This window comes from Candidatus Desulfatibia sp. (assembly GCF_036446775.1).
Taxonomy (GTDB): Bacteria; Desulfobacterota; Desulfobacteria; order Desulfobacterales; family UBA11574; genus Desulfatibia_A.
In genome coordinates this window covers 1-21,336 of record NZ_JAZFTO010000037.1, presented here as the reverse complement: position 1 = coordinate 21,336, position 21,336 = coordinate 1, and the positions used below count along the sequence as shown (strand labels likewise).

Below are 21,336 nucleotides of genomic sequence, written 5' to 3'. Positions count from 1 at the left end.
AGTTGATGTAGAAGATGCGTGGAAAGCGGGTTACTGATAACTGTCACGGCTACTGCGTTCCGACAAAAAAAGGCCTAAACGTTTGTTCATCCTGTTCAAGGGCCGCCCGGACCTCTTGAAGCATCCTTTCCTTATCCCCGGGAAGCCTGCCTTGAAGGTTGATATAGTTGGTGTAATGGTCGCTGAAAAGATTGGAAGCTGTGTCGCCCTGTCAGCCACCGTACTCTACGCACTCTGCAACAACCTGGCGTTGATCTTCGGGCTTAGTGCTTTGCGGGGATTTTCCGAGGTGATTATTCTGGCTGCGTCCTATTCGCTCTCATCAATACTCATTCCGCCGGCCAAGCGCGCGCGCTACTTCGGCCTGTTCAACGCAACCTATTTTTTAAGCTGGGGGGTGGCCGGCACCCTGATTGTCGGACCATTGACCGACGTACTGATCAGTCGGGGCACCGCCGAGGAGCTGGCCTACCGTATGGCGTTTGTCTCAACCTCTGTCTTGACCCTGCTCGGTTTGATCATACTGGGTGTGCTGCTGTGGACCATGCGGCGTAGCGCCCATAGTCAACCTTGATATTGACTTTTTCCTTAATAATTGATTTCTTCTGTCGTCGGCAACTATTTATAGCGGTTCTCAAAATAACGTTCCGTTTCAGCCACGAAATAATTTCGTTTGAATCAGCAAAAATTCACAAGTAAAAAAACTTTATTACCTGAATACAAAAGGTTGTACCGAAAAATGAAAAAATCCTGTGATGTGTTAGTTGTCGGCGGCGGCGTCATCGGCCTGTTTTGCGCCTATTACTTGCTCAAGGCCGGCCGCGGGGTAACCCTTATCGCGCAAAATGAGGTGGGCACCTGTCGCGGATCTATTGCGCAGTTACGGGTTGACCGCCGAACCTTACGTCGGCCGCGCCCTATATAATTTGGAGCCGGCAATGCACGAAGACGTATACGGGGGCTGGTTCCACACTGCCGACGCCCACCTAAGGCCGGATCGTCTGATGAGTGCCTTAAAAGCGCTTTTGGCGGTAAAAGGTGTGGAAATTATTGAAAACTGCCAACTGCAAGGACTTTCATCCGCCCGGCAGGGAGGCATGGCGGCCGCCACATCCTGCGGAACACTTACTGCACGGGATATTGTTATCGCCGCCGGTGCGTACAGCGGAAAACTGCTTAAGCCTTTGGGAATCAATTTGCCGATTCAGCCGGGCAAAGGTTATAGTATTACCATGAACCGCCCCCAAATATGCCCTACCATCCCGACTATTTTCATGGAAGAAAGCGTTGTCGTCACCCCCTGGACGAGCGGGTACCGCTTGGGCGGCACCATGGAGTTTTCCGGCTTTAATACAGAGGTAATTTCTGAACGTATACGGAATCTGCGCCGTGTGGCCCACCAATATTTGAAAACGCCCGAAGGTGATACGCTGGTAGAAGAATGGGTGGGATTGCGGCCCATGGTGTATGACGATCTACCCATCATTGATCGTACCCCTGGACACTCTAATCTTTTTATAGCGTCCGGACACGGAATGATCGGCCTTTCAACTGCAACGGCAACCGGCAAACTCTTAGCAGAACTGGTGGCCGGGCAAACGCCCTTCATCGACCCAACGCCTTTTGGCATTGGACGCTTTTTTTAAATCAACTAGATATACAGAAGGAATTGCAGAGGCGCTCAAAAGAAACAAGATAAAGCCACTTATCTTCAACAAAGATGGTAGAAATAGTAGACCCATTTTCCACTCTTTCCTTTCGAGAACCAAAGATCTTTATGTAAAACCCTCCAGCTTCTTCCTGTCTGCTCCATCCTGTTTGTTAGATGCCGGAAATAATTCTCATGTTGATTTTAAGCAGCTTTTTGCAATGAGACAGACAATTGATAGCCAAGAGCCGAAAGAGCTTGCTCTATCCGTGGCAGCTTGGTTTGGTGCCTGGGAGAGAGCATCCTGCGTATTTCCTTTTCATCCACACCGAGCCTGCGCGCCAGTTCGGATTTGCTGATGGCTGTCTCACGCACAGCAATATAGAGGGCTGCCTTGGCAGACATTCGGGCAGTCAGCGGGATAGCGTGCTGTCCTTTGCGGATAGATGAAGGGAATGGGAAATCAAGGTTGTCAGCAATGGAAACGGCAATGGCTTCCTCCAGACAATCCCGTGCTTCCTCTAGAGCTTCAGCCATAGTTTCGCCGTCGGTGGCGGCAAAGGGAATATCCGGAAATGTGATTAGAAAAAAACCGGCTTCGTCTTTTTCAATTTTGACTGGATAGGTAAATTGAAACATGCGGCTGCCTCCTTATTTCATGTCATTTTTGTCAAGGCCCAGTTCAGCAAGCATTTTGCTCAGAAGGCCCGGGCCGATCTCTTTTTTGCGGTCTTTCAGGATAGTTTTACGGTTGCCGTAATACAGGGTGCCATGACTACCCTTGCCGCGTTTCGTCTCAAAACGGACAACGATATTGTTTTGCTTGCCAAGTTTTTTCAGCTTTTTGAGAAGTTCGTTGCCGTTCACGTTTCCTTTATAGGTCTTTTTTGTCCGAATGTCAAGGCAAAAATGTCCGAAATTGAAAATGTGTTGATTATGACGACTGGCACAGCGCGAAATTGCCATCTGCCAAGGTAATGCAATAATTTAATAAATCATTAGTCTTGCGCCGCGTCTTTTTTCTTAGCGCTGTCAACGGGTCTTTAAACTCTTTATATTTTCGCAACTTCCACTTCGATAGAAATGGAGGGACATCATCACTATCCTCGGATCCTATTTTTGTTGCACATTTTTTTGAGCAATAATGCTCACTTTTATGATGCAGCGGATTCCCGCAAGCGATGCATTTTTCGGGTTTCCCGTCCCGCACGGGAGGATTAAATTTTGACTTCATATCTCCTTATTTTATTACCGCCGAACGCCCCCGCATAAGCGGCGGGCCGATTTAAGTTATAAGTTCATTTGTATGAGGGCGTGCAGGCCGCTGTTTCTGCCCGTCCGCCTTCATGCGGTTGTTCGGCGATGCCGATTAAATAGAAAACTAACTGTGAATTTCAGAAAGAACTTTTTTTAGGATATCATCAACCCATTGAATATTCTCTAATACCTCTTGAGGCGCGTTTCCTTGGGAGCAAATATTTCTAATAATGAGAAGAAGTGGAGGCATTAGCCTTAGATTTCTTACAGCTTCCCAACTCATTGCTTCATCAATATGGAATAAAGCTCGATCCCATCCTTCAAATCCTGCTGCTTCAGCCACGGATTCCCTTAAAAGAATCCATGCACCTTGAAGATCAGAAAGAATAGTTTTTTCATATCCTGTCGGTTCTTTAGTAAATGGCATAATTTCCGTATTTTTTACGCCGAACAGATATTAGTGGGAATCCTGGTTATTCAATATGCGGGATTCCCGATAGTACCATATCGCGGGATTCCCGATAGCAACCTATTGCAGGCCACGCTATAATATGTATTTACCGATACGCACAATAAAATCGTGTCACGATTTTATGAAACTCCCGCAGAATAGCTGCGGAATCTAAATAGCGAAAGGCTAAAAAAGGTTCCTATCTTTCTTTCTTTGAATTCATCCTGCGCTGCCTCAAACGAGCGGGATCTCCACGGCGTTTCGACCCCGTGAAACGGGATTTCCGCTTCGCTCCAACAAGCAGCGGGAAATTCAAATTTCTGAACCTTTGAACCTCTGAACCTGTGAACGGTTACCATATATCATGCATCAAGAATCAAGTAACCAGCTTCCAGTAACCCGAAACCCGAAACCCGAAACTCGCATCCTGCATCCTGCATCCTGCATCTTTGATTCTGTCTTGACACAGCACCCGCTTTTAGCCACACATCCGTATATTATCGGATAATTACGAGACTTTTAATTATTACAAAGCTTTAATGGATTCTTCCGTCCTTGCTTCCCGAATAGGGCGGCCCCTGGCGCTCTTTTCTCCTGTTAGATTTTGCTGCTTTACTCCCATTATTATTTCCCTGATTACCTTCCGTCTGCTTTGACTGTCCCTTGCCTTTACCATTGCCGGGTTTAGCATATACAGGAGCGGCCCCTGTTTTTTCTATAGACTTATTTATATGCCGATTATAGCTCATCATAGGTAATACATTGATTTGCCTTGACATATCGGTTGTTTTTTATAATAATTTTATTACCATGAAAAAGATGCTTGTAATATTGGTTGCGTTTATTATTTTTCCATCTCTTTTACTGGCACAGACTCCGGAACAAGCCAGAAGGATAGAAGAGCAAAAGAGGGAGAACCTGCGGCCAACCGAAGGACAAACTTCAAAGGTAAAAAAGAAAACTCCACCACCGCTCGACCCCATTGATCTTGTCTATTTTGCAGAACTAATGCTAAAGAAGATCACCTACCGCTATGATATCTCCAAAGCCATTGTCATCTTGATGGGGGTTGAAAACCAGTTCATAGACCTCGGCTCCCAAATTACCTTTCTTAAAAACGAAAACATTCTGCCCAAAAAATTTGATAAAAAAGAATTTGATGTCACAAAACCACTTCGGAAAGGACTCACCGCCTATATGTTTTGTAAGGCTTTGAAAATAAAGGGCGGCATCTTATTGACACTTTTCGGCGTAAATCAACGGTATGCGCTGAAGGAATTAGTTCATCAGGGGGTGATGTCATCCGGGAATGTAAAAGATGTTGTTAGCGGTGAAGAACTGGTCTTAATACTCACCCGGGCCGGCATTTACATGGCAAAAAAACAAAAAATAAAGCAAGATAAACAAAAGACTTAAATGAGAAATGTATTATTTATAGCTCTGATTTCTATCGCCTTATCTTTGATTGCAGGCAGTGCCGCGGCGCAGACTGCCGAGAAAAGAATAAGGATTGAAATGGAAAAAAGGAAGGCCTTAGAGCAGACAGAGCTAAAAATATTGGAAGGCGAGGACAGACTTGTCATTGATTACGGGGGATGGATCAATTTCAGATACGATGACTATAAAGACGATGATAACGATTCTTCCGCCGAGGACAGCCTTGATTATACCTATTCTGCTGATTTTCGCCTTTGGATGAAGGCCACCCTCAAACCACCTCCCGGCGCTGCATATAAAAATGAACATTCCCTCTATATAAGGCTGAAAGACCTTCACATTAACAGCTACCCCAAGGATATAAATGATGGTTATGACCATGATGGACCCCACCTTGATTATGGTTATTTTCTTTTTAATTTTAACCCTTACCTGCTTGAGGTTGGAAGGCGCTATTACAGCGTGGGCCAGGGGATTGCTTACGGCAATTTGCACGATGGTTTGGAGTTCCGGAGCGAACTTGAATATTGGACTTTAAGGGCCCTTGTCTCTCACACCCTTCGCCACGAGGATAATATCGATACCAGTGTTCCCGGGTGGGACAAGAAAAGCAGCAGGTTTTTCTATGGGCTGGAAGGAACCTATCTTGGGATTCCTAATCAAGGCGTATATTTCTATTTGCTGGTGCAAAAGGATGAATCCCCTGAAGACCCGGATGACCCTCTTCGTGATTACACATACGATTCCGAATACCTGGGTCTTGGCTCCCAGGGAAAGATAACTGACACCATACACTACTGGGCGGAGATAATAAGGCAAACCGGAGAAAGCCGGGTATATGCTACCGGGGAAAAGAGGGACGTCAGCGCGTGGGCCGTAGATTTCGGGGCCACGTATGATGTGGATGCTTACAGCCACCCCAATTTCACCATTGAATTTGCCTATGGTTCAGGAGATGCAGACAGAACCAGCGTTACAGATACCCAAAACGGCAACACCTCCGGAGATGACAATAACTTCCTCTACTTTGGCTATCTTCCTACTGGATATGCTTTTTCCCCAAGGCTCTCAAATATCTATTTTATTAAAGCAGGGGTTTTGCTCAAGCCTTTGGAGAAATATGATTTATTTGAAAACTTTACATTTGGAATAGACTATTATCGATACTATAAGGCCGAAGAGACCGGCGGTATCTCTGATATTGATGCCAGTGTTAATGATGATGATTTAGGGTTTGAAATTGATCTGAATATATCCTGGAAAATTCTCTCCGACCTCAGTTGTTCTTTTGAATACGGGTACTTTAAACCAGGCAGTGCCTTCCCCGATACAGCCAATGATGATGAGAAATATCTCTCCATAAGTACAACCATCACCTTCTAATAGGTTATTTTAACGATAGGCACCCTCTTTTGTACTGAGTAATGATGGTGATGCTGGTTACACCTCTTCGCTTTTCTGCAATGCCATAAAAAAGAAATGAAAAAATATCTTTTCAATGGTCAAATTTTTGACAAATTACCGATACCGAATTCAATGCCGGTCATTTTGACATATAAAAGCTTTGGCAAACAAACTCACCAAATAACTGATAATACTGATAAACACTCCGTTACACTTTCTTGGCATGATTCCTGCTTAAATATTGAAATGATACGATATTGCCTTTTGCCCCTACACGGAAAATATTACCTTCAAAGAGGTCTTGCATGGTCAACCGACAAGCCGATGATCAAATTGAACAGAAAATCAAACCTGAAAATATTGAACATCTCCTTAAAGATTTCAAAGACATCCAATCTTCCATTATAGAACATAAAAAAGATCTGACAATCCTGTTTTCGGACATAAAAGGATCTACTGAGTACTTTGATCGCAAGGGTGACATCGATGGTCTCCTTCTTCTTGAGAAGCACAACCAACTCCTTTTCCCCATTATAAAGGAGGAAGGTGGAGAAATTATTAAGACCTTGGGCGATGCCATTATGGCCGCATTCGAAGATCCTGTCGCATCAGTGAGCGCCGCAGAACGCATGCAGAGGGCTCTTTATGAGTATAACCGCGACAAATCCGAGAGAGAGCAGATTCATGTCCGTATCGGTCTTAACACGGGACAGGGATTTATAAAGGAGAAAGATGTCTTTGGGAATGTCGTTAACATTGCCGCCAGAATCGAATCATTAGCCGGACCTGATGAAATCCTTATTTCAGAATCCACACACCGTTCTATTCAGGCTGCTCAAAGGTTTAAAAGCAACTTCCTAAAACAGGCAAGGCTAAAGGGAATTGAGAGGGAAATGGCAATTTACAAAGTCTTTTTCCGAGCAAGGGAAGACATCCTGCCCTTTAGCAATCTACTGCAAAGGATTGAGAATGCCAAGAGCCTTAGGGATCGCCACCGCTATGCCATGTTGCTAATGGATACAATAATTCGCATACTTGCCATAGTATCAGTCACATGCTTTATGGAAAGAGGGGAAGATGATCCGGGCCTAAAGAATACTCTTAAGAACTTGGCCTTCCCTGCCCCTGCACATTTTACCAGAATTTTACGGGAGATTCTCGAATTCTTCGAAAAGATCCAGGCCGGCCAAAAAACAGGGCTTTCATCTTTGAGAAACTTTCTCTTAATTCCCCGTAAAGACCTCAACCGCACTGTTGAACTCTTTGACATGTTGAGTGATTATCTTTGGCGCAAAAAACCTGAGAAAAATGCCTTTAAAATCATAGACTTTTTTGAACTTTTTTGTGCCTACAAGGCTTCGGTGGGTGATAAAGACTTAACCGGTGAGGGAATCTATCTCGACCACGGCTCACTTCTTTTCCACAGCGCATTCGAAATTTTAGAGAGCCTTGATTTCTTTAAAAACAACAAACTCCTTTTTCTTGAACAGATCGTGCACAGGGAAGGTGGGCTTCGCTTGACCTTTAGAGAACTGAAAGGGGAAATACCTTTTCTGATTACGGAACAGGTACCATTTGACGCAAATTTCCGAAAGGGGAATATTTATATAAAGCTATCTGATAACACATTTTTGTCTCTATACCCATGCATTGTTCACATTGAAGATGAACTGGGCAAGGATGTTTATTTTTTGGATAGAGACGAATGGAAAAAGTCTCTTCGGCTGGTCTCTCTTTCTTCCGGAAAATGGTTTGCTGATCCGAATTACCTGGCATCATTCAGGGCGTTTTTGACTGAAATTAGCGGTGTCCCGGTAGATGAGAGTATCCATGCCGAATTTATCGAAGAGGTGATAAACCAGGAGAAGGAATTTCTTTCACCTCGCATTACCGGCAAACTTTTAGGAGACTTTGAAATCCTTGAGAAACTGGGCGAAGGGGCTATGGGAGCGGTTTTCAAAGCCAAGCAACTTTCTTTAGGAAGGACCGTTGCGGTTAAGATCTTGCCCATTGAACTATCCAAAAATAAGGTAATTAGTGCACGTTTCAGGCGTGAAATTACCGTTTTGGGCAGGTGTGACCATCCCAATATAGTGAAGGTTATTGCCAGCGGAGAGGAAGAGGATAGCCTTTACTATGCCATGGAATATGTCGAGGGAGCATCCTTATCCGAAGTCTTCAACGAATTATCAAGGGTAGATACTAATGAACCCCTCGCAGAATCAATCCTCTGTCAGTCCATCTCTGCGGCAGTTGAGAAAAAAAGAAAAGACCGCATAGAACCCTATCAAAAAAAAGTGCGACCCTCTTTGCCTGATAAGGATTATTACAAAAAGATCGCCAGATACGGAATAGATGCGACGATGGCCTTAAAATATATCCATGAAAGAAATATTATACACAGAGACGTTAAACCCTCCAATTTCATGGTCACGGAAGATGGAGAACGGCTCGTGCTTATGGATTTTGGACTTGCTCGATATGAAGGAGCGCTGACTTTAACGACTGTTACAACAGAAAAGATTCTGGGAACGATTCGGTATGCATCTGCTCAGCAAATTGCCGGCATTCGGGAAAAGGTGGACCACCGCACCGATATCTACAGTCTGGCCGCAACTCTATACGAATTGGTCTCATTGAAGCCCATATTCGATGCCGAAAGCCAACCGGCACTTATGAATAAGGTCTTGGTGGAGGAGCCGGCACCACTCAAGAAAGTAAACCCCAATATACCAGATGATCTGGCCACCATAATCCATAAAGGTTTGGAAAAGGCCCCCGAAAACCGCTACGCTACTGCTGAGGACATGGCCCAAGATTTAAGATGTTTTGTGGAGGGAGAACCTATCCGCGCCAAGCCACCTTCTGCCTGGAAGCAAGTGAAACACCTTGCAAAAAAACACAAAGGAGCATTTGTCGCTGCATTGACCATTTTGGTTCTCTTAGTATTTGGTGGAACGATCTCTCTATTCTCCTGGCAGAAAGCCGAGGTTGCTCTTGACCATAAAGAGTTAGCTTTAAAAGCAGCTAATCGCAATCTTGCTATAGCATGGTCTGAGAAAAGTAAATTATTTATTGAACAACGGGACTATCAGAGGGCCTATATGGCTGTTGCCGCCGCTATTAGCAAAGATAGTGAAGCATTAGGGGCTGAAGCCTTCTCGAATTTACTGTTAGCCAGAAGTAAATCTTTTTTTAGATACTTAAAAAAAATCAAGGCAGGTTTTTCGGTAAAGCATTTGGACATATCCGATGATGGCAAAATAATAGTCGCCGCCGACACAGATACTATCAAACTATGGAATTTACAAAGCGGCAAACAGATCGGAAATTTAATCGGTCACCAAAATGAGATTAGAGCCCTGGACATTTCACCGGACGGTCGAACCCTGGCCTACGGAGGGACGGATAAAACTATACGACTTTGGGATATTCCCTCAGAAAGGGTTCTACGCGTTCTTGAAATGCATCGCGGGAGCATATATTCAGTCTGTTTTTCTCCTGACGGCCAGATTTTAGCCGCAGCCGGCCAGGACAATAAAATTAGACTTTTTCATGTTCCAACAGCAAAAGAAATAGGGGTTCTCAGCGGAAATGAAAGTGCTTTTGTTTCGCTTGCTTTCTCTCCTGATGGAAAGACATTGATTTCAAAGACTGTTCGTAATGAAACCAGCTTCTGGGACATCCGGACCATGAAGGGAATAGCCTCATTTGGCTATAGTTCAAGTTTAAAGCGCAAAAGAAGAGAAGATGTGTCTGCTTCGAAATCATTGGCTTTTTTACAAGGCGGAAATTTATTGGCGACAAACGAAAGAAATGGAGTTCAATTATGGGACATTAATAGTAAAAACAAATTAGCTTATCATAAAGTGGAAGGAGCGTATAATATAGTATCAGTGCTATCTTTAGTTAACGACAATATACTTCTCATTTCCGAAGAAAGTGGAGACCACATCATGGTTTGGGATGTTGTTACCCGGCAACTGGCGGCCAAACTTTATGGGAGAAAGATGGGCGAATTAATGGCTTTATCAAAAAGCGGTTCTATATTGATTTCAAAAGGGGAGAACAACACCATCCGGGTCTGGCAGAAAGTTGTCCAAGAAGGATTTGACACGTTGCCCCATGATAGTGAAGTGGTCTCAATCCATCTTTTAAAGGATGGGCGCAAAATGTACTCGGCACTAAAAAATGGAAATATAGTACTCTGGGACCTATTAAACCACGAAAAAAGGGCCGTAATCGAGGGCCCTTTAAGCAATAAACAAAATTACCATGTTTCCTTTTCTCCGGATCAAGAAACCGTGGCTTCACTGTCAGAAGATACTATTTATCTGTGGAATTTAAAAAACGGTGGTTACCGATTTTATATTAATTTATCAAACGAGTTCAAGATCGATTTTGTTAATGTATTTAAGTTGTCTTTTCTTTTAAATGGTAAAATATTGGCCTGTTGGGGTTATGATGCGGACCAAGAAGGAATGTTTCCAAAAGTCGTATTTTGGGATGCTGGTAGTGGAAAGCGAGTAAACTCAATCGGAGGCAGAGACTACCCCGTACTCTCTATGGCCGTCTCGCCCGACGGCCAACGCCTCGCCTTAGGCGGGGTGGATGGAAAAATTAAGCTTTTAAATGCTGCCTCTTTTAAAGAAATAGACGCTCTGCGCGGGCTAAAAGGTTCAGTTTTTGCAATTATGTTTTCACCGGATGGTAGCAAATTAGCCTCAAAAACACGCCAAGTAAACGGCGAACACATTTTTATCACTATTTGGGACCTGAAGACAGGCCGCCGGAGAGTAATAAAGGTCGAAGCTGATCATATGGGTGAAATTTCCTTTTCGCCAAACAGCCGTCTTTTGGCCTCAACAGATAAAAAAAGGGTCTTTCTGTGGGACACCCATACGGGGGCCCTAAAGGCCGCAATAGAAAAGCCCAAAGATATGCCTATAGGTTTTGATGCTTTGACTTTTACACCTGACGGGAAAAAACTAATTGTCAATGATCTAACTTTTTTTGACCGGAATATTTATTTTTTGGATTTTAGCTCCATATTGAAGTCGCCTTCTGCGATATTACGGGATGCTGAAGAATATACCGGCCTGAGAATAGATGAATTTAAAATCGTCTCCCAAGATTGAAGCTCCCTGCAGTTCCGATTAGCGGGCCCAACACCGCGCTGCGACATGCTGCTGCGGACGCCATCGACCAAAGTCTTTGGCGTTAGGCGAGGACAGGCGCGCCCAAGCTGCTATGGCGAAGGTGCGCTGGAGACAATGCGCGCGCTGTGCAGTTCAAAAAAGTTCTCAAAATTTTCTAAAGTTTTTCACTCTAGCTGCCGATATAATTTATTGGATAGAAGTGGATTTTAAGAGCCTCTTCTTATGGACAAAGTCCGAGAGGCTAATGAGAGTTTAAGTTTTCTGCGTGATAAAGGCAAACCGTTCGAAAGGGTGGGACGCAAAGCCACCGGCCTAAATCCTTCGATAATCGTGGAGGCATGGCAGCGGGGCTGCCGGGCGGATCAGCATCTTCAATTTGCTGGTTCAAGCACGGTAAAAATTTCCCGGCCAGGATATGAGGTGCTGATAGTGCTTACAAACAATACCAAATTTGTTACTCCCCTTCCCAAGGTTCCAAATTCCTGTTTTGCCACCTTTTTTTGCCTTTTTTTCTTGGACTTACGCTCAAGCAGCACAATTGAACTCGGTCTCAGACCAAAATCAATGAACTACCCCGATGCAGAGCATCGAGGAATTCTTTTGATTAAATTGTAAATTTTATAATAATTTTTGACGGTTAGCAAGGCGTTTTCCCCAGGAATTGAAAAAGGGGAGATAAAAAATGAGAGTTTTAAAAACATTATTTATAGCGATATTTAGCCTAACCTTAATAATTAGCCCGGCATATGGTGCTTCCCAAGGCAAGGGGACGGATAAACATAAGGCTAAAAGCCAATCAGAAAACACCGGCAGCAAAAATAATGGCAAGATTGATGGTGGGCGGAGTAATAGCAGGTCAGAGAGTGCCGGAAGTTATCAGAATACAATCAAGTCGCGTAAAATTAATGCCCGGTCAGAAGGACGAGCTGCTGAGCAGGGGAAAAGGAAAAATCAAATAGAGAGGACAAAAGCACAGGCTGATACAAGGACTAACCGCCTTGGAAAAGAAAATAATGGTCAGAGCATTGGTCATTCTGAAACAAGAAGGAATAATTCATCAATAGGAGGCCGCGGAAGAAGTGCTGACCGCCGGCAAGTAAAAGAATCCCCTGTAAACGATCTCTTAAAGGCTCTGGATAAGGCTAGATCGTCCTTTAATTCTCACGACAAAAGCAAGCAGGGTAACCTGGAAAAACCGGATACAACAGGCCCTTATGGGTATGACAAAAATAGCGATAGAGGAAAAAAGGAAAGGGGACGCCCCATCCCGGGGGAACAACAAAAACAGCCTTTGCTGGATCTGGCGGGAATAGCAACGTCAGATTTTGAGATACAGGATTATATGCTGACCTATCTTAAGGATCGCCTGACATATTATTCTTCTCTAGCTCAAATCAGCGATTATATGACTCGCTGGGTAGCCTATTATGAATCCTTGGTAGATAGTTATTTAGAAAAATATAGTGAATACAGAATACGCGTAAACATGGAAGACAAAATAGATTATACCATGAAATTTTCACCTCCGGAAGGATTTGAAGGAACAAAATTGATAGTAACTACAACTCTTACCAGTGTGAATGACTACCAGTATTCAACGTGGCATCACGTCAATGACCCTGGCAGCAATACCGGACACTGGGAAACCAATGTCATAGAATATAAAGCCGGTGAAATGGTACTTAAGCAAACTCAAGAGATAATGCTGGGAGAGGATAGCATATTATCCTTCAGTTATGATCCCCCTTCCGATTTAGCGGGCGATAACGGTTTCAATGCCAATTTAAGCGTCACCGTAACAGAGCCTGTCAGCGGACAATCATATACTATGAACCCTGATAAGCAAATATACCTTTACCGTGTTCCGTACGGTAAAGTCACTAATGCAAAAACCGCCCTGCCAATAGCCGGAGCCAAGATAACCATACATTTTGAAGATGAATCAATAGTACCTCTGGATAAGGCCCCAAACCCAACCGCCACCAACCCGCAGATCACTGATGCTACGGGACGATATGGAGTTAAGTTTCAAACCAGCAGGAAATACTATATCACGGCTGAGGCCCCCGGATATAAACCTTATAAAAGCGAAATCTTCACCGAAAAATGGCATGTCCTCAGAGAAGATATCAAACTAACTCCAATTGACCAGGTTGCCTCGGGTCGCTAATTAGTGCCCATCCAGGAATCCAAAATGAACACGATGGGTGTCCAATTCAGAAAATACGGGCTATACTGATGGTCCCGGCTTTGCTGACGCCATGAAACGGCTCGCTGTTGCAGTGCAATTGAATACCGATTATATAAAAACAATGATCGCACATCGCCGGACAAATCACCAGCATCCCTTTTCTGTCTTGACACAGCACCCACTTTTAGCCATACTCCGCTAACATCAAGTTCCTATCTTTTATTAGCCGGTTCCAGAACCCAAACTTCAGTAAAGCCATAGGATATATTAGGAAAAGAGGATGCTTAATGGCGTATAAAATCGGATTTGCAGGCACCGACGGCAGAACCCTTCTCAGTGCATTGATCACTTCAACAGCCACGAGCGAAACGCATGGGGACGACTTCAAAGGTGTGGTTATCCGCGGCATGCCGGCCATGCCGCCGTTTGCATCGTTGATGCAGTGGCCGGTGGAATTTATCCCCACCAAAGATAATAGCAAAGCAGGGTATGCTGCCGCCATGATTGAAGCCCTTAAAAACGGCGCCATCGACTGCATTGTCCCCATGCCCGAAGATTTGCTGCTCGAAGGACTGGTTGATGAGCTGGCAGCAGCCGGCTTCCTTGACCGTGTTGTCGGTTTTACTCGTGAAAGTGCCTTTATTGAAGGCGACAAGATTGCCTGCAAACGGCTTTGCCGGGAATATCAAATTCCCGTGGCCGACAAATGGTACGCGGTCGATGCCAGGGATTACGGCCAGGTTTTACAAAAATCTTTGTCGCTGATCGACGCATACGGCGGTGCTGTGCTCAAATTCCCTTACAGCGCCGGCGGTAAGGGCGCACGCATCATTCTAAACGCATGGGAAGTCAAAGAGGTCTATGACACCCTGATAAAAGATTATAAAAAAAGCTATAAAAAACTTTTTGGTAATAAAAGAGAATGGCCGCTTTTAATCGAATCCAGAATGTCGGGAGTTGAAATATCATTTAATATTCTGATCGACAAAAACGGCGATTTTCAAATCCTGCCCACTTCCATGGATTATCCGGAACGTTTTCCCGGCCCCGCCAGCAAGGACAACCCCATTACCGGCGGCATGGGCAGCATCTCACCCCATCCCATGGAGACACCCGAGCTGTTTGCCATGGTGGCCGCAGATATTGTCAAACCATTCATCAAGGCCCTTGAAGATAAAAACGCGCTGCGTCCCTGCCTGGTCTACCCGGGTTGTTATTTGTCCTTTGACCACCACATGGCCCCGACCAGAATCAGGGTCTGTGAAATCAATATTCGCCCCCCCGAACCGGAATGGCAGCCGATTATCCGCAGGGTCAGAAACCTGGGAGCGTTGTTTAAAGCCACCATCGATGGCAACCTGAACGAGGTGACCCCCGAAATACGATCTGAACAAATATCCATATGCACGGCCTTTGTTACCGGACCCGGCGGCCCTCAGGGACAAAAAGGGTATCCCTGGTCCTGCACCAAGGGCGAGCCGGTCGAAATCGATTTTAATTATCTGAAGAAGAAAAAGATTCAGGTGATTCCCTCTGCCATGACCTACTCGGCAGAAGACAACGTCTTTAAGTCAGACGGCACCCGGGTGCTTTACTGCAATGTTAACGCCGCCGTAAAAGAGGGCCAAAGCAGAGCCGGGGTGGCTGAAAAACTTCGCAGGAAAGTGCTGGCCGCCTATGAAAACAATAAAATAAGGGTAATCCCGCGTGAAAACCCTGAAGGCAACCGGCTGGACTTACGACCTGACATTGGAATGCATTTCGATATAGCCGCAGACATGTTCCCAACTACTTGACATAAATTCAACATCCGTATATTATCGAGTGATTACGAGATTTTTAATTATCACAATTCTGCTACTAGGAGAGAAAAGACGCCATGAAGGACCCTGCCGATACAAAATTAAAAGCCGAAATTGACGAAATCATGAAAAAAGTTAAACACGTTTTGAAAAATATTGAACACCACGCTCCAATCAAAGACCAAACACCCAACGAAAGTCAAAATTTAACGAATTAATCGCTTCAAATCATATTAGCTATTGACATTTATATATATTTTGGAATTAATATACGATATTAAACACATTTTTTAAGGAGGCGCCATGGCTTTAACCAAAAGTGATATTGTAGCAAAGGTTCATGAACTGGGTTTTACCAAGAAAAAGTCTGTGGATATTATCGAAACTCTGCTGGAAATAATCAAAAGTACGCTGGAAAAGAGTGATGATGTCCTGATCTCTGGATTTGGAAAATTCTGTGTAAAGCAAAAGAATCAACGCAGAGGGCGAAACCCGGCTACCGGCGCTGACTTAATTTTGAAAGAAAGAAAAGTTGTGACCTTTAAATGTTCCGGCAAATTACGAAAAAAGATCAACGGTCCAGGGTAGTACTATTACTTGTGTTTTTGCTTCACGATTAATTCGAGCTAAGCCAAAGATACTCATAAGGATCCATTCGCAGCGAATCTGTACCGCACTCTTTGCCGCTGAAAAGGTTTTTCATCCTTGCAGGAATCCCTTTCCCCTTCAGTGTAACCACAACATGTTGTGATGAAAGATTTGTAAGGGCATATATGGTCTGTTCCTTACAATACCTTGCGATTCCAAACACCTTGGGGTCAATCTCCAATACTTCAAAAGATGCGTTGGGGTGCAAAGCCGGCTGTTTTCTCCTGATTTTAATCAGCTCAATATAGGGATAAAAGATCCTGGAACGAAAGGTTTCAGGATCTTTTAATTGTGATAAAATACTATCGACCTGTAATTTTTCCCGGTTGATGGTTCTGGCTCGCTGGGTTTGCCTGACACCCTCTTGCCAGTTCCGTGAGCCTAAAATGCTGTGAATATAGGTAGCCGGCACTCCCGGCAAAGCATACTGGATCGACTGCGAGGCTAAAAATCTTTTGGCATGCAAAGGATCTGTCTCAAATGCTTTGTTCCAAAAGGCGTCCACATAGGTAATATTCAGCTCATAGGGACTCTCGGATCCATCTGTGTTTTTCTTATACGAAACCCGGCCGCCATTTGCTTTTACCGTCTGAATCAGCTTGTCGATTTCAGCCTGCGGCAATATACCTTCCAAGGGGCGCACACCAATGCCGTCATGCGATGCCGTAAAATTGAAAAAGGTGTTGCCGCCGCATGTTAAATGCAGCCCTTTGGCCCAATCAGACAGCACCGTTGCATCCTCTTTGACAAAAGTATAGAAAAGCAACGGCGACAGCGTAAAGTTGTAAACCATTTGCGCTTCATTGCGGCCGCTTCCAAAATAGCTGATATTCTCCTGGTGGGGTACATTGGTCTCGGTAATCAAAATGACTTCCGGTGCCGCCACGTCCAATATGCTCCGAAAAAGTTTAACTATTTCGTGTGTCGAGCTTAAATGGATGCAGGTTGTGCCGATCTCCTTCCACAGATAGGCAATGGCGTCAAGACGTATGCTGGTGGCACCCTGCTTTACATAAAATAGAAGGACCTCAATCATTTTCAAAAGAACATCCAGGCTTTTAAAATTAAGATCGATCTGATCGGCACTGAAAGTCGTCCACACATGCACGGTTTTGCCGGAACTTTTTTCAAATTCAGTCAGCAGCGGCAAGGATCTGGGCCTTGTGACCAGATACAGATCGGTTGCAGGATCGACTTCAATGGCAAGATCTTCAAAGCCCGGGACCTCTTCTAAATAGTTCTGAAACCACGTGCTCTGCGCTGAAACATGATTGAGCACAAGATCGAACATCAGCTTAAAATTTTCGCCAAGCGGCTTAAGATCCTCCCAGACTCCAAGCTCGGGATTGACGGTAAAAAAGTCCATAACGGAGAAACCGTCATCCGAAGAAAAAGGGAAAAACGGCAGGATATGGATGGTGGAAAAGACGTCTTTGAATTGTTTGCCGGCGAATTTATGCAGCGTTCTCAGGGGAACTTCTCCCTTTTGATTCAACGTATCGCCGTAAGTGATCAAAAACACATCTTTTTCAGAAAAATAACCCTTACCCTGCCCTGCTTTGACTGGAAATTTTTTCATTAAGGCAACAATTCTTTCAAAAGCCAGGCGCCCTCTTTCCGCGCCATATATCTTTTCCAGAATACGCTTAACCGCATCAATGCCTTCCATAATCCATCTCTTTATTTGAATTTTCCGCTGCAAGTCGCCGACGCGCCATAGTTTTGGCGACGGTGCGCAGCGGGAAATTCAAATTTAAATTGTGATCTTGTAGGCCTTTATCTTGCTCAGCAACGAAGGATAGCTGATCTCCAGCAGCTCTCCGGCTTTGGTGCGGTTGCCCCCGGTTGCAATCAGCGCTTTTGTTATCAGTTCCTTTTCCATAACTTTGTGTGCGTTCTTTAAGGAATATCCGTCAAAAAAATCGGCCGGCATTTCCACTCCCGGCTTTACGCTCAAGCCGTCCGGCAAATTTTCCGGTTTCAAGATCGTATCTTCGGCCAGCACCATAGCCCTTTCCATGGCATTTCCCAATTCTCGGACATTTCCCGGCCATTTGGATTCCAGTAACAAAGACATGGCTGCAGGCGATATCTCTTTAATATTCTTGCCTAATTTTTTGTTAAAGTCGGCCAGAAAATGCTGACTGAGCAGGGGTACGTCTTCGGGCCGCTCTCTCAGCGGCGGCAGCTTTATCGGCAATACATTCAGCCTGTAAAACAGATCTTCTCTAAAAGCGCCTGCTTTGATTTCATCTTTAAGATTTTTAGAAGTGGCTGCAATAACCCGTACATCGATCTTCTTTGTTTTTGAATCACCGATCGGTCTAATCTCATTTTCCTGCAATACCCGCAATAGTTTCACCTGCAAAGAAATCGGCAACTCTCCAATCTCGTCAAGAAAAAGGGTCCCGCCGTCGGCTTCTTCAAAAAGTCCTTTTTTATTGCGGTCGGCACCGGTAAAAGCACCTTTTTTATATCCAAAAAGCTCACTTTCCAGCAAATTTTCGGGTATGCCTCCGCAGTTCACGGGTACAAAGGGCTTGGCTGATCTTGCCCCTGTAAAATGGATGCCTTTGGCAATCAACTCTTTCCCGGTTCCGCTTTCACCGGAAATCAGCACCGTGGTATTGTATTGCGCCGCTTTTTCAGCCAGAGTGAACACAGACCGCATGGCCTTGCTCTGGGCCACCATATTGCCGAAATTGTAGTTTTCTCCGATTTTTCTAATCCGCTCTTTGAGCTGGATATTTTCTCGTTTTAGGCGTTCGCGCTCTTCGGCCTTTTTAAGTACAAGATGGACCTCATCGGTTTTAAACGGTTTTGAAATATAGTCATAAGCCCCCTGTTTAATAGCCTCGATCGCCGTGTCGATAGTGCCGTACGCCGACATCATGATGACGGTGGTTGATCCTATCTTTTCACGGGCCAGTTTCAAAAATTTCATCCCATCCATATTGGGCATTTTTATGTCACAGAGGATATAATCATATTGCGCTTGATCAACCTTATTTAACCCTTCATGGCCATCTGAAGCCGTATCCACCACATAGCCGGATTTCTTCATTAGCTTGCTGAGCATGTGGCGCATATTCTCTTCATCGTCAATGATCAGCAAGCGTTTAGCCGCACCAGCTGTATTATGTATATCGTTTGCATTCATATTCATAATCCAAAAGAATTGATTGTAAATCTTAAACCTAGCCCGGACAAACCGGAACCCAATGCTATTTGCCACAAAAATACCAAAATGACCAATACGGGATTAAAAATTACGAAAGAGGCAGATATACGGCCATGGTGGTACCCAGGCCCTCTTTGCTGTTGGCTTCGATTTTTCCCCCGATTCCTTCGATAATCATAAAACTGACGGAAAGCCCCAGCCCTGTTCCTTTACCGGGTTCCTTGGTTGTATAAAAAGGATCAAAAATATTGTCCATATTTTCTTTTTTAATTCCGAGGCCGTTGTCGATAATCTCCACTTTTAATACACGTGTTTGATCCTTGGTATCAGCCTGCGGATTTGGTTCGATGTTGCTTGTTATAGTTATTCTTCCGTCGACCCGTTCTTTGGCATAGGCAACAGCATCGGCAGCATTAAGCAGCAAATTCAAAAAGACCTGGCGCAGCTGATTGGGATCAGCGATGACGGTATCGCTCTGGGCTCCCAGATCGAGCCGCAAGTCAATCTGCGACATAACGGGCTGAAACTTAACGGTCTCAATGATGTCATTAACGATTTCATGGACCGCAACAGCTTGAGAGCTGTCACTTGAAGGCCTTACAAAATCAAGAAGTTGTCTGATAATCGTATGAATACGATTTATTTCGTTTTCTGTACGAAGTATGAATTCTCTCCTGTCTTCATCTGAAATATCATTCTGTTTAAGCAACTCAAGATAACCGGTAACAATACCAATTGGATTCCCGATTTCATGGGCGATTCCCGAAGATAGTCTGCCTACTGACGCCAATTTTTCCGCCCGTATGACCTCTTGTTGCGCTTTTTTTAACTCAATATTGGTTTTCTCAAGAGACTTTACGGTTGTTCGAAGTTTCTCTTTATCAGCGGCAATGTGTGTCAACATGTTGTTTAATGCTCTGGATAGTTTGTTGAACTCATTATCCTCTTTTTCATACAGAAAAACCATTTCATCATCTTCCGTGTATTCATCGGCTCTTTTTACCAGGCGCTGCAAAGGTTTCACCGTCCGTTTCGACAAGCGATAAAGACCGGCAAGGGTCAACACAACCGTATTGATTAAAAGATAGATGTAAAAAAAAATTTGGATTTGTCTTAAACTGCTGTAGATTTTTTCAAGCGGCAAGACAATGCCCGCACTTGCAATGATCCTCCCTTTCCGGGATATTGGCGCTGACAGCATCAAATGACGGCTTTGTAGCCAAAATACCGCCCATATTGTACCTTCAAATCTGGAGAGTTTATTTCCCGATAAAATAGATTGCCTTGCAAGTATTTCGAGATTCCTCTGCAAAGAGCAACCTTGCCCGTCTAATAATATTTTATGTTCATCTGTCCCCAGAACTATACCGCATAAATACCCGGCCTCATTTAACAGCTTTTCTAAATTGCCTTTAATACTTAAATTGCTGATACTCTTTATCTCTTCAGGATAATGCGCCAGGCTCAATTCGATTCCTGAAATAAAGAAATATCCTTTGGAAATTTCAGACCGCAGCAGGACCCGTTGAGCGGTAATGATCATCACAAAATCGATCAAAATCATTGCCACCACAAGCAGGATCGCCAGGGTAACGGTGATATTTGTCTTTAATCCGTATCTAAACACCTTAGGCCTTTTGCTAAATTAATTGACTGAACCTAACTTTATGAAAAATATCACATACTTTAAATGAATGCAAATTTTTGAAAATAAAAAACCCGGAATCATTTAATGACTCCGGGTTATATAAAAATTTTCGGCAACGTCCTACTCTCCCACTCAGCCTCCCGAGCAGTACCATCGGCGCAAAAGAGCTTCACTTCCGTGTTCGAGATGGGAACGGGTGTTTCCTCTTTGCTATTGCCACCGAAAAACTTCAACAATTTCGGTTATAAGGCAATTTGAATAACTGTACAAAAATAACGTTCAAACGATTGTACAAATTGTTTTGCGGCCAAGCCACACGACCTATTAGTACCAGTAAGCTAAATGCGTTGCCGCACTTACACACCTGGCCTATCAACCTTGTAGTCTTCAAGGGGTCTCCTGTAACTGTATTAGGACTAGTATTCTTACCAAACTTGGCAAAAGATATTAAAGGAATAAAAAGTAATACACCCAAACATATTATTAGTTTTCTCATTTTTCCTCCTAATT

At 44.2% G+C, this 21,336-nt stretch carries 16 protein-coding genes, 2 rRNA genes and 1 riboswitch; of the genes, 10 read left to right on the top strand and 8 right to left on the bottom strand.

Annotated features, from left to right (window positions below; all coding sequences use genetic code 11):
- Positions 1–151: 151 nt before the first annotated feature.
- From V3S16_RS01650 to V3S16_RS01640, 3 genes are all read left to right on the top strand, one after another.
- Positions 152–574, top strand: coding sequence for a hypothetical protein (locus V3S16_RS01650; protein ID WP_413882935.1), 423 nt, complete (start codon positions 152–154; stop codon positions 572–574).
- A 99-nt stretch (positions 575–673) separates the two neighbouring features.
- Positions 674–925, top strand: a complete 252-nt coding sequence (locus V3S16_RS01645; protein WP_413882934.1) for an FAD-dependent oxidoreductase — start codon at positions 674–676, stop codon at positions 923–925.
- On the top strand, positions 846–1,646 hold the full coding sequence (locus V3S16_RS01640; RefSeq protein ID WP_413882933.1) for an NAD(P)/FAD-dependent oxidoreductase: 801 nt from the start codon (positions 846–848) through the stop codon (positions 1,644–1,646). The genes V3S16_RS01645 and V3S16_RS01640 overlap by 80 nt, the downstream gene beginning before the upstream one ends.
- Positions 1,647–1,852: 206 nt before the next feature.
- Here V3S16_RS01640 and V3S16_RS01635 read toward each other — a convergent pair whose 3' ends face one another.
- The 3 genes from V3S16_RS01635 to V3S16_RS01625 form a co-directional block, all read right to left on the bottom strand.
- A complete protein-coding gene (locus tag V3S16_RS01635; protein ID WP_413882932.1) occupies positions 1,853–2,287 on the bottom strand; it encodes a type II toxin-antitoxin system HicB family antitoxin in 435 nt (144 codons plus the stop codon).
- A 12-nt stretch (positions 2,288–2,299) separates the two neighbouring features.
- Positions 2,300–2,515 (bottom strand): type II toxin-antitoxin system HicA family toxin, encoded by a 216-nt coding sequence (locus V3S16_RS01630; protein ID WP_413882931.1) that lies wholly within the window; start codon positions 2,513–2,515, stop codon positions 2,300–2,302.
- 514 nt (positions 2,516–3,029) lie between these two features.
- Positions 3,030–3,332 (bottom strand): hypothetical protein, encoded by a 303-nt coding sequence (locus V3S16_RS01625; protein ID WP_413882930.1) that lies wholly within the window; start codon positions 3,330–3,332, stop codon positions 3,030–3,032.
- A gap of 834 nt (positions 3,333–4,166) precedes the next feature.
- Here V3S16_RS01625 and V3S16_RS01620 point away from each other — a divergent pair.
- From V3S16_RS01620 to V3S16_RS01590, 7 genes are all read left to right on the top strand, one after another.
- The gene (locus tag V3S16_RS01620) at positions 4,167–4,772 is read left to right on the top strand and encodes a hypothetical protein (protein ID WP_413882929.1); all 606 of its coding nucleotides are present in this window, start codon (positions 4,167–4,169) and stop codon (positions 4,770–4,772) included.
- Complete coding sequence (locus V3S16_RS01615; RefSeq protein ID WP_413882928.1) at positions 4,773–6,176, top strand: alginate export family protein; 1,404 nt, start codon at positions 4,773–4,775, stop codon at positions 6,174–6,176. It begins immediately after the preceding gene.
- 326 nt (positions 6,177–6,502) lie between these two features.
- Positions 6,503–11,335, top strand: a complete 4,833-nt coding sequence (locus V3S16_RS01610; protein WP_413882927.1) for a protein kinase domain-containing protein — start codon at positions 6,503–6,505, stop codon at positions 11,333–11,335.
- A gap of 284 nt (positions 11,336–11,619) precedes the next feature.
- Positions 11,620–11,714: riboswitch (cyclic di-GMP riboswitch) on the top strand.
- 324 nt (positions 11,715–12,038) lie between these two features.
- Entirely contained in the window at positions 12,039–13,526 is a 1,488-nt protein-coding gene (locus V3S16_RS01605; RefSeq protein ID WP_413882926.1) for a carboxypeptidase-like regulatory domain-containing protein, read from the top strand.
- Between the two features lie 308 nt (positions 13,527–13,834).
- Positions 13,835–15,343, top strand: coding sequence for a hypothetical protein (locus tag V3S16_RS01600; protein ID WP_413882925.1), 1,509 nt, complete (start codon positions 13,835–13,837; stop codon positions 15,341–15,343).
- An 83-nt stretch (positions 15,344–15,426) separates the two neighbouring features.
- Positions 15,427–15,567 carry a hypothetical protein gene (locus V3S16_RS01595; RefSeq protein ID WP_413882924.1) on the top strand — a complete coding sequence of 47 codons (141 nt, stop codon included), beginning with the start codon at positions 15,427–15,429 and terminating at the stop codon, positions 15,565–15,567.
- Positions 15,568–15,652: 85 nt separating this feature from the next.
- Positions 15,653–15,937 (top strand): integration host factor subunit alpha, encoded by a 285-nt coding sequence (locus V3S16_RS01590; RefSeq protein WP_413882923.1) that lies wholly within the window; start codon positions 15,653–15,655, stop codon positions 15,935–15,937.
- 28 nt (positions 15,938–15,965) lie between these two features.
- On the opposite strand, the gene V3S16_RS01585 is transcribed toward V3S16_RS01590, so the two are convergent.
- The 5 genes from V3S16_RS01585 to V3S16_RS01565 form a co-directional block, all read right to left on the bottom strand.
- Positions 15,966–17,666: an alpha-amylase family glycosyl hydrolase gene (locus V3S16_RS01585; RefSeq protein ID WP_413882922.1), complete on the bottom strand. Its 1,701-nt coding sequence runs from the start codon at positions 17,664–17,666 to the stop codon at positions 15,966–15,968.
- An 84-nt stretch (positions 17,667–17,750) separates the two neighbouring features.
- Complete coding sequence (locus V3S16_RS01580) at positions 17,751–19,157, bottom strand: sigma-54-dependent transcriptional regulator (RefSeq protein WP_413882921.1); 1,407 nt, start codon at positions 19,155–19,157, stop codon at positions 17,751–17,753.
- Positions 19,158–19,266: 109 nt separating this feature from the next.
- Positions 19,267–20,805: a sensor histidine kinase gene (locus V3S16_RS01575; RefSeq protein WP_413882920.1), complete on the bottom strand. Its 1,539-nt coding sequence runs from the start codon at positions 20,803–20,805 to the stop codon at positions 19,267–19,269.
- A gap of 128 nt (positions 20,806–20,933) precedes the next feature.
- Positions 20,934–21,050 (bottom strand): 5S ribosomal RNA (gene rrf / locus V3S16_RS01570).
- Positions 21,051–21,129: 79 nt separating this feature from the next.
- Positions 21,130–21,336, bottom strand: a 23S ribosomal RNA gene (locus tag V3S16_RS01565); the annotation flags it as partial.

Coding starts and splice junctions, on each gene's coding strand:
- V3S16_RS01595 (WP_413882924.1), top strand. CDS start 15,427: ATGAAGGACCCTGCCGATACAAAATTAAAAGCCGAAATTGACGAAATC.
- V3S16_RS01605 (WP_413882926.1), top strand. CDS start 12,039: ATGAGAGTTTTAAAAACATTATTTATAGCGATATTTAGCCTAACCTTA.
- V3S16_RS01580 (WP_413882921.1), bottom strand. CDS start 19,157: ATGAATGCAAACGATATACATAATACAGCTGGTGCGGCTAAACGCTTG.
- V3S16_RS01610 (WP_413882927.1), top strand. CDS start 6,503: ATGGTCAACCGACAAGCCGATGATCAAATTGAACAGAAAATCAAACCT.
- V3S16_RS01590 (WP_413882923.1), top strand. CDS start 15,653: ATGGCTTTAACCAAAAGTGATATTGTAGCAAAGGTTCATGAACTGGGT.
- V3S16_RS01600 (WP_413882925.1), top strand. CDS start 13,835: ATGGCGTATAAAATCGGATTTGCAGGCACCGACGGCAGAACCCTTCTC.
- V3S16_RS01635 (WP_413882932.1), bottom strand. CDS start 2,287: ATGTTTCAATTTACCTATCCAGTCAAAATTGAAAAAGACGAAGCCGGT.
- V3S16_RS01585 (WP_413882922.1), bottom strand. CDS start 17,666: ATGGAAGGCATTGATGCGGTTAAGCGTATTCTGGAAAAGATATATGGC.
- V3S16_RS01615 (WP_413882928.1), top strand. CDS start 4,773: ATGAGAAATGTATTATTTATAGCTCTGATTTCTATCGCCTTATCTTTG.
- V3S16_RS01620 (WP_413882929.1), top strand. CDS start 4,167: ATGAAAAAGATGCTTGTAATATTGGTTGCGTTTATTATTTTTCCATCT.
- V3S16_RS01640 (WP_413882933.1), top strand. CDS start 846: ATGAGGTGGGCACCTGTCGCGGATCTATTGCGCAGTTACGGGTTGACC.
- V3S16_RS01625 (WP_413882930.1), bottom strand. CDS start 3,332: ATGCCATTTACTAAAGAACCGACAGGATATGAAAAAACTATTCTTTCT.